Below are 14,949 nucleotides of genomic sequence, written 5' to 3'. Positions count from 1 at the left end.
TTTATGCTGGTTAATTTGCGTCAGTAGTTCTTTCGACTGTTTTGTCTTTGATGTTAGCCTCAGCCTTTGCTGTTGCTATAAAAAATTCATCCAAACTAACAATCTTATATCTGTCTTCAGGCAGAGATTTACTAACCTGATAAAAATATCTTGGATTCCCGCCGTAGACTACTGTGAACCACGGCGGGGCTGTTTGTTTCATTTCCTCTTGCAGCATTTCTGCATATTTTTCTGCATCCATATCACGATAATCGTAGTAATGGTTGCTGTGTACTATGGGCGGGCAGTTTTCCACGAACGAAACATACTGCTTATCATCCCATTGAGTCAGACCTTCAAGATCCATTAAAGAAAGCCATTTGTAACGAAATTTTTCAGGCTTCAACGGATAAAAATACCAGATATCAGCTATCCGAGTATCCGCTGTTTTGTTTGACTCTCTGGTTTTTTCAGCAAAATCAAGCAATAGAGATTTCCTCAAATGATGCGGAGATAAATAAGCATAACCCGAAGGCGCATCAAAAAAATAATCGTGTTCAGTTTTGGTGCTATAATAATAATCCATAAGGCCTGGATAGTTTTCACAGAGCCAGGGGGAAATTCCCCAATTTATTTTGATTTTGTCTCTCCATGGGGATAGCCAGTTGCCCCCGTGCACATTCATCATAGATCCCATAGACTTAATCGTATCACCCTCACTAACCATAAAGGCGATATAATACTTATCTTCAAGCTTAACTTGTTCAGGTCTTATATGATTCTGTTTAAATGGTTTTTTTGCGGGTGGCAATTTCTTTAGGAAAGAAATGTTCGGCACTTCTGCACACATTACAAAGCAATCGTTTTGAGTAAGTACATTCCTGAATGTCGCCTCACTTGGCTTGCCCCAACCCCAAACAGGGCTGAGCGGCTGAAGATGAGCCAAGATTATATCAACATACTTGCGATCCTTATGGTTTAACGTGCCGTATTCCTTAAGGCACTGCTCTTTTTCTTTGTCGTTTGGTAAAACGTCTTCTGAGAGGTGCAAAAGATTGTAAACGAACATCCGCTCTGCTGCTGCTATATCCAAAGAATATACACCTGCTCCCTTTCTATAGGAAAAAGCCGCATTTTCAGAACATTGCGGAAGTATGTTTTCTATTGCCCAATCATATCTCTTATACTTGTCATCTGGAAGGCGGGAAAGATCGAATGCAATCGGCAATTTTTTCAAAGCATCTGAAGAGTTATACAACTCTCTTGTAACAGCCGCAGCATCTTTGAGTCCTGCAATCGTTACTGCCAGAGGAATTCCCGCATTTGCTTCAATATCATAAATTACAACACCTTTGAGTCTGTCAGATGCAGACTTAATAAGGTCTTCGAAACCATTAAGCTGCGTGAAACAAAAGCCACTCTTTTTGAAATGATTTATCCATGCATGGTTTACCGTTTCCCACCTTAAAGATTTTGAAAGGTGTTTGCTGTAGCTTACCCATCTGTTATCATTTCCTGTATTGAGAAAAAGCTTTGCTTGCTTTCGGTTAATTATCCCCTGAACTGTTTCAGCGGCAACAATCTTCTGCTTTGTATAGCCTTTAATGTCCAAAACATAAGAGTTCTTTTCTGATGATGCCGCTTCGGCCGAAACATAATTCCATACTGAGAGCACAATAAGAATTGGCAAAAGCAGTTTGTTGTGGGGGAAACGTATGCGATCTATCTTCTGCTTCATTTTCTAAGCCCCAAATGGGATTAATAAAAGACTGCGCTGCCCACTCTTCCACCTACAATTACATGAGAAGTGTCAGGAGAAATCTCTTCCATTGCCTTTGGGTCATATTGACTGCCTTTATTCCATTCAACACGGCCGTCTCCGTAGAGCCGATTCTGTCCTTGAATTTCGGGCGGACCTCTAAGAACCTTTATTCCATATTTGGGGTTGTGTACATAAGAACCTGATTCTCCGTGGTTAACCCACCAAGTTCCTTCGGCCTGCCATCTGTAGAGGGCATCGGCCATGATTATTTTCTTCCCTGAAAGCCTCATATCGGTTATGTCTGAGGGTTCAGAAACCGTCATCATCCGCTGATCCCACTTGCTGATTCCAGCGAAGTAGCTGTAGCACATATGAAGCCAGCCGTCCCCGTTCCACGACGTGTCCCAAAGCTTTGTTACGCTTTTTTGGGCAGGGCATTTCCATACATTATTGTATTCCCCGTCTTCTTTATTGAAAGGCAGATACGGGTTCATAACAGGTATAGTGAATTCGCCTACATGTCCGCCGGGAACGGGAGTTGTACCTGGACCATTTAAAGAACCAGCAGTTATAGCAGGATGCCTTCTCTTGTAGGATGTCTGGTAAGTTGTAGGAATTTTGTAATCAAAGTCGTTTGAATAAGAGCTCAGGGCAATTCCCCACTGCCTCAGATTAGAACCGCAAGTGGTTTTTTGCGCCATCTTTCTCGCTTCGCTCAGTGCTGGCATAATTATAGAAATCAAAAGGGCTATCACCGATATTACAACTAAAAGCTCAATAAGAGTAAAACCCTTTTCATTAGTTAATTTGTTTTTATTCATCTGATTTCCTGCTTAATGTATTTTTTTCTACAAACTTTTAAGTGCCCCGCAGGAAAAGCAGCAGGGCACTGTTTGATTTTAGGTTATTCACCGAGCAGCCATTTTTCTGCTAATATGCTGTAATCGATAAGGTTTACAACGCAGTCATTATTCAAATCAACCGCCAAATCCTCAGAGCATGTCGGGGAATAATCCAGAAGTTCGATGTTATCCACATCAATCAGCCCTGTTTCCATATATTCCCCGTCATTAGGATTGTTGTAAACAGCTATCACTATTGCACCCAGCTGAGTCATATCAGGGAGGGAATAATAGCCGTTAGCATTATGGGCACTGTTAAACCAGAGATCTTCTTTTAGATCTATTACCCATTCATCCCATTCATCTTCAGGGAATTTCGTTGAGCCGTCAACTGCCTGGATGGACGCCCTTGCCATATCGTGTTCATCGTTGAGCTCTGTTCTAACTACACCCGGCTCCATAAATCTTAAATACAGGCTGTCTTCAAGACTGTTGCCTGAGTGTCTTTTAACCCTGAGCCGCATTTCATCATATTTGCTTATATCAACAATTGACGGCAGCTCGTACATTATTCCTGTGTACTCTCCGTATCCATCGCCTAACGGGTAATAGCTCCAACGCAGCGTCTGGCTTCCTTCGTAGGCCTGCGAAGAGTCGGTAATAAGTTCCAAGCTCGACTGTCCGAGAATGTTTGCAACGGGAGACCAAGTATCAATTATGTTAGGATCGCTCTCTCCGTAGATCTCAAAGTCGTCAAGAACTTGATCTGTTTTTTCCGGCCCTGAGTAATTGTCTGCAAGCCAGTTTGCTGCGATCTCTTCTAAGTCCTCAGAATCAATCAGGTAGTTTTCGTCGAAGTCCATAGAGAGCGGTTCCGGCACAAGCACTCTAACATCATCAAAATAAACGCTTCCGTTGCCACTGGTTCCATTCATAATCTGAAGCTTAATCTTGTTTGTTCCCGGAGGGGCAATAGTGTCTATTTTGCCAAGTTTCCAAGTATCAATTGGATCAGAATTGCTCAAAAACCAGTTGTCAGCTTGACCAATCTTGCTGCCTGAACCCCAGAATTCTGCTTTCAAAATCCCAGTTTTGGAATAACCCGAGTCAATGTATTTGGCGTAACCCTCAATATGAAGAGGCGTTCCGCCGGCATCAATGAGATCACCATTATCATCTCTGAAATCAATCCATTTAGTTACGTTAACCCAGTTTCCGCTGTCGTAAACTTTCATCCCCCAATCGCCGGTACGGGAAATGCTGGACTGCCTTTCTCCTTTAATCCCTTCGTCATCAAACCAAGACATAGCGTCAGTCGAGCCGTTTTTATCTTCGATTTCAAAACTGTGGTTCTCCGAGTAATTTGTGTACTCATAAACAGAAGGTGCGCTGCTTAAATAAGCATAGCAGGTGTCAAAAAACACCGAGCCCTCACCGTCTGTCCCGTTCATTAACTGAACCTTGAGTTTTTGAGTTCCTTCGGGAATCTCGGCTGTTAATTCACCTTTCTTCCATGTATCAGCAGGATCGGAATTCGTAAGAAACCAGTTTGAAGCATCCGATATTTTCTGATTATCACCCCAGAACTCAATCTTTAATATTCCCTCTTTTGTGAAATTGGGATCTGTGTATTTGGCCATTACAACAGCGGTAACTGTTTCACCGCCCATATCGACCAAATCACCCATCTCATCTCTCATGTCAACCCACTGACTTACATTTCCCCAAGTTGCGTCTCCGTAAACCTCAATCCCCCAGCTCCCGTGATAAGCTTGGGATTGCTGACGCTGACCTGAGTCTCCAGAATCACTTATCCAGTACTTTGCGTCTGCTGAACCCGCAGCGCCCTCTTCCTCAAAACCAGCATTCCTTACGGCCTGAAAGTCCGCAGATGCAATTGAGGCGAGTATTGAAAAAATAATGACTGCAGTTAAATTTATTTTTGTCATAATTGCTTTTACTCCTGACAATTTACCTTATTTGATAGTTCTGTTTTTTTCTTCGCATGAAAAGTGCGCCTATTCCGAGTACCGCAAAAGTTGCAGGTTCAGGGACAACCGAAACATTCCCATCATCAAAATAAATGCTTCCGCTACCGCTGGTTCCGTTCATAAACTGAAGCTTTATTTTGTTTGTACCTGAAGGGGCTGTCGCATTTATAACTCCCTGCTTCCATGTATCAATTGGATCATTGTTGTTCAAAAACCAAGTATCTTCCTGACCAAGCTTAGACCCTGAACCCCAAAATTCGGCTTTTAAAATACCTGTTCTTGAAAAATCGGGGTCGGTGTATAATGCCCATGCTGATATTTCGAATTCCATTCCGCCCGCATCAATCAGATTGCCTTCACCGTCTGTAATATCTACCCACTGTGAAACCGGTATCCAAGTGCCAGAATCAAAAACCTCCATAGCCCAGTCTCCTGTCATAGAAACAGAATCTGTTCTTTGCCCCTTGATTCCATCGTCATCGAACCAGTATTTAGCATCATCAACTCCGTTTTTGTCCTCAGTTTCAAAACCTGGATTCATTATAAAATTGGCTGAAGCAGAGAACGCGAATGCTGCCAAAACTGCCAACATTAAACCGAAACTTTTTTGAAGGCTGCCCATTTTCATTTTTTCTTCCTTTCATTTTGTTTAACAAATCTTAAAAACGCTTGCTTTAACATTTAGTTTCTGCTAAGAATCATACATCTAACATCAAACACAAACAAACCCACTTTGCGCATATCCATCACCTTTTTGCGAACATTTCGAAATTTTTTTCGTTATAATTTTCAATAATAATTTTTTAAGGATTTTTTTATGCCTGCTTCAAAAAAAGTAATCTTGTTTATAGATACCTCTCATGCCTATGCCAGAGGACTGCTGGAGGGGATAGCGAATTATTCGGGCTTATTTGGCCCTTGGATGTTTTACACAAGCCTGGGACAGAAAGGGCAAACTCACCGGAAGCTCAAACAATGGAACGCAGATGGGATAATTATCAGAGAAACGCACGATCAGGAAATATTAGAAAAACTGCTTTCTCTTCAATTGCCAACTATCATAGCTCCCCATTCTCAAAGGCAGATTTCAGGCTTGCCTAATATTATTGGCGATGGTCTGGGCGCGGGGAAAATTGCCGCAGAATATCTGCTTGACAGAGGTTTCAGAAAATTTGCATTTTGCGGTATGAGCAACAGTTACTGGTCGGACGACAGGTTCAAGGGGTTTGAGCACGTCATAAAGCAAAGCGGCCTTGATGTGCAGAATTTTACCCTCAAAAATGAATTTACAGAAAAAAGTGAAAAGAAAATTACAGAATGGCTTTTAAGCCTCCCCAAGCCTAATGGGATGCTTGCCTGCAACGACGAAAAGGCACATTATATAGTTGAATTGTGCAACAACGCCGGCATTAATGTCCCGGATGAGATTGCTGTTTTGGGAATTGATAACGATCAGTTAGTATGCAGTCTCACCAAACCCGCACTCTCAAGTGTAGCTATAAATCAGAAAAAAGCGGGTTTCGAAGCGGCAAAGCTCCTTGACCGGCTGATGTCAGGGGAATATCCTGAAAAACAAACAATAATTGCAAGTGCAGTTAGGGTTATTACAAGAGGATCTACGGATGTAATAGCAGTAGATGACGCGGATGTTTCAAAAGCAGTTAAATACATAAGGGAAAATGCCCAAAATCCAATTCAAGTTACAGATGTATTAGAAAACGCATCTTTTATAGGCAGGCGTGCCCTTGAGAAAAAATTCAGAAAACATCTTAACCGTACAATTTATGAGGAAATAAAAAAAGTACGCATTAAATACATTAGCGATATGCTTTTGGATTCTAATTTTTCAGTCTATCAGATAGCTATAAAATTTGGGTATTCATCTCCAGCGCACATCGCAAGATACTTTAGACAGGCAACGGGGGTAAATCCCGAGGATTTCCGAAAATCTAATTCAGAACTAAAAGCAAAACCTTAAGTTCGCTATTTGGTGATATAAATACGCAAAAAGGTGTTGGTTTTGAAATTCGGTAGTATATCTTATTAATGGTTCAATGAATGAGAAAAAATTGAATATTTTAAATTGCCGGTGAAATTTTGCGTAATCTATTTTTTATACACTGCTTTGGGGGTAAAATGCGTTTGATAAGCATTGCTTTATTATTTCATTTCTGTTGTACATTTGTTTCAGCAGTTTCAAGTGATATTTATCCAGACAGCCGGATCGATTCTTATGACACGAAATATTTGGCCAAGAACTGGCTCTATGAGCAGGGCAGGCCGGTCGTTGAAGTATTGCTGAACAGGGGTTTTGAGCTGGCTGGCAGTGATTCGGCGGCTCCCAAACACTGGTACACCAACAAAAATTCTAACGGCCAAAGGCAAACAGAGCATTGTCGAAGCGGAGATTGGGGGATGCTCGTTAGAGATGAAGCTGTATGGACTCACATAGATCAGGATATAGATTTTGTTGATAATTCCGGTGATTACTTAAATGTAGGTGGCGTAAAATTTACTCTCACGGCACACGCGAAATATACAGAACCTTCATACAGCAAAAATGCTATTATAAAAATTGAGTTTTTCGAAGATAACCAGAAAGTTGGGAGCGAAGCTGAATGGTTCTTGTCAAATCAGGATGAAATAAACCTTTGGAAGAAAGGTCAGCTTGAAGCTAAAGCTCCAGAAGGAACTAATCTTTTGCGTATTCAGGTTATGAATGGAGGCACTGGATCAGGTAATGTTTACATCGATGATGTTTCTGTTAAATATCCGGGAAGGCTTTTTGCTGATATAAACTGTGATCAGAAAGTTGATCTGCTCGATTTCGCACGATTTTCGAAGGACTGGCATAAGAAAGTTTTAGTAAACGCAGGCTTTGAAAGAGGGGATTTTGAGAACGCTCATTACTGGAAGCAGGCGGAAAATGTTCTCCGCAGTGATGAAAAACAGCATACGGGTGAATGGTTGATGAAGATAACTGCTCCCCCAGGCAACTCTGGCCAATTCAGAATAGCTGGTCAATGGTTTTACAACAAATTCCCTGGAGGTAGTGAAATTACGGCCCGTACATACGCCTGCGGAGATTCTGAAAGGCAGGCTGCCTTAAAACTTCAGCTCTTTGAGGCAGGCGGCGAAAGAATAAGCACTGTTACTCAGTCCTTTACTCCAACTTCATCGTTTGAGCCCTACTCCCTGATGACTCAGGTGCCTTCAGAAAGAAATGTTGACACTGTTAAATTTGAGCTTCTTGTTGAAAATGGAATTCAAAACGATGCTGTAGTTTATTTCGATGATGCTGCAATTGAAAATAATGGCATTGCAACTGCTAACAGTCCTTTCCCTGAGGATGGAGGGTGCATTAACAAAACCAGCGAAATTCTAAGCTGGGAAGAGGGGAGCAACCCAACAGATTATTTTCATATTTATTTTGGCACTGATAAAAATGAGGTTAAAAATGCTGACACATCTTCTAAGCAGTACCAAACACAGAAACCTGCAGATCAGAACTCCTGGCAGAGCCCATTTCTGCAAAAAGGGGAATCCTACTATTGGCGAATAGATGAAATCAAAAACGGCGAATTGACAAAAGGCAAGGTCTGGTCGTTTACTGTAAGGCCTATAACTGCTTGGGGCTTTGAACCTGCCAATGAACGACTTTATCCGGTTGCCGAAAGCGGGGATATTATATTGAAATGGCGGTCTGGTTACTATGCAGACGGGCATGAAATCTATTTTGGTACTGATTATGATTCGGTAAGCGGTGCGGATAAATCAAGCCCTGAATATTTGGGGCACCAAGAATTAGACAACACCTCTGTGCAGATTAACGGACTGAATCCAGACAGCACCTACTACTGGAGAGTAGATCAAGTCAGCAGCACCTTAAACAGCACATGGAAAGGAGAAATCCTAAGCTTCAATGTGAGCAGTGATTGGCTCTTAGATTGGAATTCCGCTCGTCTTAACTACTTTGAGCAGAAGCTTGCAATGGCTGTTCAGGGATTGATGAACAGAACAGACGCAAGGTTGTTCTGCAACACACGCTCAACTTGGTATTATCCTCAGGCTGACAGCGAATGGATTAATTATCTGGAAAATGAGAAAGGATTCAATTTTGCTCAAATCAAGTCGCTCAATCAGTTAATTGAACTCGCCTCAGAAGAGGGAGTTATAAACGGGCTTGTTTTATACAATCCGTACATAGCCGATCTGGCCGAAATGCAGATGGCTCAGACATTAGCAGGAAAAGAAAACCTCCTTCCTGTTACTCCCTCTATGCTGAACTATAGGACCCCGGGATTAGCTAAAGGGAATGAACTATGCTTCGAAAATCTGACAGTTGTTTATGACTTTCGCGGGAACTGGCGCAGCGAACATCAGGCAAGACGCTGGGCGCTGGATAATCTGATAGAAGGAACAGACCGCAAGACTGCATTTTCAGATATAAATTTTTTCAGCTGGGATGATGCCAGATGGTCTTCTGCAGATTTTGGAATAAAAAATGGAAGTTATTTCTGTCAGGTAAAACATCAGGGCCCTCAAAGGGATATAACTGATGAAATACTTGATTATGTGGATTCGCCGGCAACATTTTATGGAACTTGGGATTTCGAATATGAATGGCAAACTGCCCAGGCTCTTTCCGATAAAGGATGCGGATGGATATTGACAGGAGGGGCAAGCAATCTGAGTTTCTGGGCATCTGTGCCGGTTGAAAAGCCTGCCGACAGATACCTCAGGCAGCCGGAGAAAGGTCTAACCTTAGATGGAAACAAATATTATGTGCTGTTTCAGGTAAGCGAGGGTGATACTCCCAAAGCCCAAACGGGATTTATGGGGCCTAGGGCCCCTTGGCTGGATTCCACAAGGGGGCAGGTTCCGATTGCGTGGGGTATGCAGGCTTCAGCTTCAGAGCAGTGGCCTGCGATACATGAGTATTATAAGTCCACAGCTTCTCCGAGAGATTCTTTCTTTGCTGGGCCTTCTGGGGCATTTTATGCCTTCTTTAACAGGCTTCCAAACCTGTAGGAATTCGCCTCGCTATCAGAGCAGTATTTTCAAAGTACCGGACTGCAGCTTGTAGATCTTTGGGGAGCGGGAAATAATCCTTGGGATTATAGTACCGTTGAAACGTATGAACAATATGCACCATCTGTGGAATGTTTTACCGGCACGAGAGTAGAAGGCGGCATTAATACTTATCTTGAAGGCGGTACGGCTGTGGTAAGATGCAGCGATGATTACAGCCTTTGGTACCCATCAGGAAAGGCTCCGGAAGGCTTTGATATCGTAAACCTTATAGAAAGCTATGCACAAACAAAGTCTCCGCCTTATTTTATAACCGTTTACGATACAGGAAACCATATTATTGATTATGCACAGGAATGTAAAAATCGATTAGGCCCTAATTTTGTAATAACAGGAGTAGAAGATTTCATCAGTTTACTTTACCAGTCCCCTGAATATTGGACAAGGCTAAGCTATGATAATTTTGAAACAGGATTTGGCAATTTCCTCAGCGGAGGATACAACTGCTCTCATATTCCTGCCAGCGGGTATGCTTATCAAGGGCAGGGGGCTGTCAGAATCCAATCCAGCGGCGAGAGTTCAGCTCTGATTTCTAAGCTGGCAGATCTTACAGCTTTTCAGGATTTAAAGGTTAACTTCTGGTATCAGGCCAGTTCAATGGAATTGGAAGACCAAGACAGCTTTAAGCTTGAATTCTATAACGGCTCTTCTTGGGATAAAGTTGAAAGCTTCTCTGCAGGAGCTGATTTCGAGAACGGCAAATATTACCATCAAATTATTGAGCTGGACAGCTCTAATTATAATTTTGCTTCGGATTCAAAGCTCAGGTTTATTTGCCAAGCCGACAGCAACTGGGATTATGTCTATTTAGATAAAATAGAAATTTCAGTAAAATAAGATTATGTCTCTAAATCAGAAAGGGATTTATGCATTCGAGAAGAGATTTTCTAAAATTTGTCGGTTTAGCGGTCAGTGGCTTATGTTTCAAAAGTAGTTTAGCTTCAGATGTAAAAAACGTAAACAATAATCAATTGAACATACTTTTAATTACCGCCGATGACATGGCTTATGACACACCTGGGTGTTTTGGCGGAAATATCCCTAATGTCACTCCCAATCTTGATCGGCTTGCCGGCCAGGGAATGATATTCAAAAAAGCTCATGTCAATGTCGCTGTTTGTACTCCATCAAGATCAGTTATACAAACAGGAAGATATCAACACAATAACGGGGTAATGGAATTTCAGTTGATCGATAATAAGGTACCTACTCTGACTGAGTGCCTGCATGATGACGGTTATTTAAATGGCATCATCGGAAAGGCTACAATCGGAGGTCACGGGCCGAATTTTGAAAACTTCGGTGATACTTATAAAGGTCATTGGGATTATTTGATCGCAGGTGACATAGATAATAATTTTGGCCGAAATCCGCAATTGTTTTATGAACAAAGCAATGGATTTTTTAAAAAAGCTAACTCCTTGGGGAAACCATTCTTCTTAATGGCCAATTCCCATGATCCACACAGACCATTTTTCGGAAGCGAAAAGGAAAAAAAGAACTGGTGGATCGCCAAAAGCAATCCTGCTCCCTCAAAAATTTTCACTGAAGAAGAGATCAAGGTTCCCCCTTTTCTTCCTGATTTGCCTGAAATAAAAAAAGAATTAGCTCAGTATTACAGTTCATCTCGACGTTGTGATGACAGTATAGGCCAAGTTTTAAAATCTCTTGATGATAACGGACTAACTGAAAATACTTTGGTTATGTTCCTCTCAGACAATGGAATGGCCTTTCCTTTTGCAAAAACTAATTGTTATTTATTCAGCACCAGAACCCCATGGATCATTCGACTGCCCGGTAAGATCGAGCCTGGCAGTATCAATGAAAGCGATTTTATTTCAACTGTAGATTACATGCCCACTGTCTTGGATGCTGTCGGTGTCAAAAAACCCGAAGGTATGGATGGAAGGTCTTTTTTACCTCTTTTGAAAGGCAAGCCCCAATTTGACCGTGATGCGGTATTCACCCAGTATAATGCGGGCTCGGGTTATGTAAATTACAACGGTCATGGGCCTTATCGCTTTTTCACAATGAGATGTATTCAAACCGAAAGGTTCGGCTATATTTTTAATCCTTGGGCAGTAACTGACCGCCACTTTCATACAGACACCCACCATGGGCTGACATTTTCGGCTATGAAAAAAGCTGCTGAAAAAGATCCGCAACTCAAAGCCAGGATAAGTATGCTTATGCAACGAACTTTAGAAGAATTCTATGATTTCAAAAATGACCCTGCTGCCCGTCGCAATCTCATCAATGATTCTGTTTATTTTGAAAAGATAAATGAACTCAGAAATCGGCTAAAAAATTGGATGATTGAAACAAACGACCCAGCTTTGAAAGCATTCGAACAACGCGCCGATGTAAATGAACTCGAAAAGTTCATGTCAAAACAGGAATCTTCCTCTAATGAGTATTGGAAAGGACGTATCGCCGAATATAAAAACACAATTATAAATTGGGAAAACAAAAGCAGTACAGGAATTTTTAACATCAAATTTAAGAAAAAAGCTGATCTGAGAGTAGTGGTTAGAAGCTGGGGTGGTAAAACTGTTTTCGATTCCCGAACCTTAAAAGAGGATCGGTTAGTTGTTGATATTTCCAATTACCCCAAAGGTGAATACATTATGGTCCTTTGGATCAATGAAAAAAATCTTGTCAAAAAAATCAGTTATCAATAATAAATGGAGTTTTGAATATGACCCTCACAAGAAGAAACTTTTTAAAATCTGCGGGTTTTGGGATGGCAGCCTTTTCAGGCAGCAGCTTAAATAAGAGCTCAATTGCAGCAGCAAAGGATGAACGAAAAGTCAAAAAACCAAACCTTGTGTTTGTGATGTCTGATGAACATAGGAAACAGGCGATGGGTTTTATGAATGAAGATCCCGTTTATACGCCAAACTTTGATAAATTCGCTGAGAAAAGCATGGTTTTCACAAATGCTTTATGTTCCTTTCCGATATGCAGCCCTTCAAGGGGAACAATGTGGACAGGAATGTATAACATATCTAACGGAGTTATGCAGAACAAACACGTATGGTTTGATAATGTGCCGACTATCTTCGAATCTTTGAAAAATGCCGGCTACAATACGGCTTATGTGGGTAAATGGCATTTGGATTCTCACCATAAAGAACACGACTCCGAAATAAGCCATGGAGAATACAATAAAAGAAGAGTGGCCTCAGACCACAATAATATTGTCTATTATCTTCGCGAGTATTGTCCCCGCAGCAGAAGGCCTTATATTGATTTCTGGCACGCAAACGAATGCTACAATTACCTGTTCAATCTTTGCTATTATGAAGATGATCCGAATGAGCCTGTTCTCGGGAAGAGATGGCAGCCTGAGCACGAAACAGATGTTGCAATTGACTACATAAAAAAACAGACTAAGAAAAATGAGCCTTTTGCTCTGTTTCTGTCTTATAATCCGCCGCATTTCGGAAGAGAACAATATCCAACAGGAAAAGATATACCTGTAGAGAAGAGCAGCTGGGGATTTTTTGCACCGGAAGAATATGAAAAATTATATGCAGATATGGAAACCACTAAACGCCCGAATTTCGAACGTAAGCATAGAAACGGCAAGGCTGACAATAAAAACATTATTAAGGGCTACTTTGGAGCGGTAACTTCTATTGATCATAATTTCGGCAGATTGATGAATTATCTGGAAGAAATGAAACTGGCAGAAGATACTATTGTTGTTTATACTTCAGACCATGGCGATATGGTGGGCTCACATGGAAGATGGAAGAAACGCACGTGGTATGAGGAATCCATAGGCATACCAATGATGGTAAGTTGGCCTCATAAGGTGAAAGCCCGCAATAATAATATGCTTTTTAATAATGTCAATCTTATGCCTACTCTGCTGGGATTGATGGATATTCCTGTTCCCGATAGAGTTCAAGGTAAAGATTTTTCTTCCGTTTTGAAAGGAGGCAGGGTTGAAAGGCCTGAATCGACGTTTGTGATTTATGATTATCTCCTGCAAAGAGACAAGCCCTCTGATAATGAATATAAGCTCGCAGAAAAACACAATATTTTCTCTGCAAGCGGTGTCTGGAGGTGTTTGAGAACTGAAAGATACAGCTATGTTGTTCAGATGATCGGAAATAAATACAAGCTCCATCTTTATGATTTAGAAAAAGATCCTTACCAGATGAATCCGCTAGAACAAAAAGAAAATGAGGCATTATTTTCAAAACTTGATACTTTGCTGCTTGATTGGCTTAAAAAAACTGAGGACCCGTTTTTCAAGTGGTATTCTGAGAAAACTATACCTCTCAAATGGTCTTGACCTTACAGATTTCTCATTAGAGTAGTGGTGTAAAAGCCCGTTTTAAACCTTAAGTGTTTTCGGCTTACAGTAAGAACGTTTTTGAGCTGGCTGCCGTATATTTTTCTACGGCTTCAGTTCTATTCTCTTGTAGTGCAGGTACAGGTTCACAACTTAGGTAGTCGTACCTGAAAAATCAAAGTTTTTCGGGAAATACTCGGAATATATCAGGCTAATCGGGTCTTGTACTTGTTTTTCCAAACTTTCTATATAATCCAAATTTAACTACCCCTTTAAGCTGCCGGTTGTCCTGCTTATTCCGCTTTTTCTATGTGCTCAAAATTTCAGGCAGTGCTTCCAAGGTCTCTCGCTTTCAAGCAGTGATCTGATTGGGATGAACATCCTATTTGCTTGCTCCTGAGCCAGTGTTTTGTCTTAGCTAAGTGCTGCCCGAACCAAGCGAAACTTTTATTACATCGTAAACGTCATCATTTTCGTTTACCTGTTTCAAGTTACTTTCTTTCAGCTTAGCATACCAGAAAAGATTTTACACTACCCAGCCAGATGGATATTATTAAAGATCAACAGCGATTGGGGCGGCGGTTATTGCGGCTTAAGTGAGGTTAAGATTTATAATCGTCAATGACTCTCTTTGAAAAAATCAGGGTTGTAGTGCCTGCGCAAAAAATCCAGTCCTTTATTGATAAGCACTTATGAAAATTTACCGCCGAAGTCAGAAAAAAGCGTCGCTGATTTTCACTCTCTGCGGCACACCTATGCCACTTTTCTTACTTCGGGAGGTGTAGCTCCTCAAATTGCCCAGAGGCTTTTAAGGCACGGCGATATTAATCTTACGATGAACATATACTCACACTTTGAAATGGATAGTCTTCGAGAAGGGATTGATGTGCTGCCGGAGATCGATAAGTCTTCGCAGGAATCAACATACCGCAATGATATTCCCTGCCTTCGAAACCAGCCTGAAGCTTATGAAGATTC

9 protein-coding genes and 1 pseudogene are annotated in these 14,949 nt (G+C 41.3%); 6 read left to right on the top strand and 4 right to left on the bottom strand.

From position 1 onward, the window contains the following. Nucleotides 1–10 precede the first annotated feature (10 nt). The 4 genes from STSP1_RS04040 to STSP1_RS04025 form a co-directional block, all read right to left on the bottom strand. A complete protein-coding gene (locus STSP1_RS04040) occupies nt 11–1,717 on the bottom strand; it encodes a GxGYxYP domain-containing protein (protein ID WP_085755120.1) in 1,707 nt (568 codons plus the stop codon). 20 nt (nt 1,718–1,737) lie between these two features. After that, the gene (locus STSP1_RS04035) at nt 1,738–2,562 is read right to left on the bottom strand and encodes a type II secretion system protein (RefSeq protein ID WP_085755119.1); all 825 of its coding nucleotides are present in this window, start codon (nt 2,560–2,562) and stop codon (nt 1,738–1,740) included. 83 nt (nt 2,563–2,645) lie between these two features. Beyond that, nucleotides 2,646–4,532 (bottom strand): hypothetical protein, encoded by a 1,887-nt coding sequence (locus STSP1_RS04030; protein ID WP_085755118.1) that lies wholly within the window; start codon nt 4,530–4,532, stop codon nt 2,646–2,648. Nucleotides 4,533–4,554: 22 nt separating this feature from the next. Beyond that, nucleotides 4,555–5,202 (bottom strand): PEP-CTERM sorting domain-containing protein, encoded by a 648-nt coding sequence (locus tag STSP1_RS04025; RefSeq protein WP_085755117.1) that lies wholly within the window; start codon nt 5,200–5,202, stop codon nt 4,555–4,557. A gap of 189 nt (nt 5,203–5,391) precedes the next feature. On the opposite strand from STSP1_RS04025, the gene STSP1_RS04020 reads away from it, so the two are divergent. The 6 genes and pseudogenes from STSP1_RS04020 to STSP1_RS12815 form a co-directional block, all read left to right on the top strand. After that, entirely contained in the window at nt 5,392–6,552 is a 1,161-nt protein-coding gene (locus STSP1_RS04020; RefSeq protein WP_085755116.1) for a XylR family transcriptional regulator, read from the top strand. Nucleotides 6,553–6,710: 158 nt separating this feature from the next. Further along, complete coding sequence (locus STSP1_RS04015) at nt 6,711–9,605, top strand: GxGYxYP domain-containing protein (protein ID WP_085755115.1); 2,895 nt, start codon at nt 6,711–6,713, stop codon at nt 9,603–9,605. A gap of 126 nt (nt 9,606–9,731) precedes the next feature. Continuing rightward, nucleotides 9,732–10,502 (top strand): hypothetical protein, encoded by a 771-nt coding sequence (locus tag STSP1_RS04010; protein WP_085755114.1) that lies wholly within the window; start codon nt 9,732–9,734, stop codon nt 10,500–10,502. A 29-nt stretch (nt 10,503–10,531) separates the two neighbouring features. Continuing rightward, nucleotides 10,532–12,346: a sulfatase-like hydrolase/transferase gene (locus tag STSP1_RS04005; protein ID WP_085755113.1), complete on the top strand. Its 1,815-nt coding sequence runs from the start codon at nt 10,532–10,534 to the stop codon at nt 12,344–12,346. Between the two features lie 62 nt (nt 12,347–12,408). Beyond that, the gene (locus tag STSP1_RS04000; protein WP_161491598.1) at nt 12,409–13,971 is read left to right on the top strand and encodes a sulfatase family protein; all 1,563 of its coding nucleotides are present in this window, start codon (nt 12,409–12,411) and stop codon (nt 13,969–13,971) included. 679 nt (nt 13,972–14,650) lie between these two features. Beyond that, nucleotides 14,651–14,815, top strand: a pseudogene (locus STSP1_RS12815) (tyrosine-type recombinase/integrase); the annotation flags it as partial. Nucleotides 14,816–14,949: the final 134 nt, after the last annotated feature.

Source organism: Sedimentisphaera salicampi, from assembly GCF_002117005.1.
In the GTDB taxonomy this organism is placed as follows: domain Bacteria; phylum Planctomycetota; class Phycisphaerae; order Sedimentisphaerales; family Sedimentisphaeraceae; genus Sedimentisphaera; species Sedimentisphaera salicampi.
Note: the sequence above shows the minus strand (reverse complement) of the source record. Positions and strands in the feature narration are given on the sequence as shown.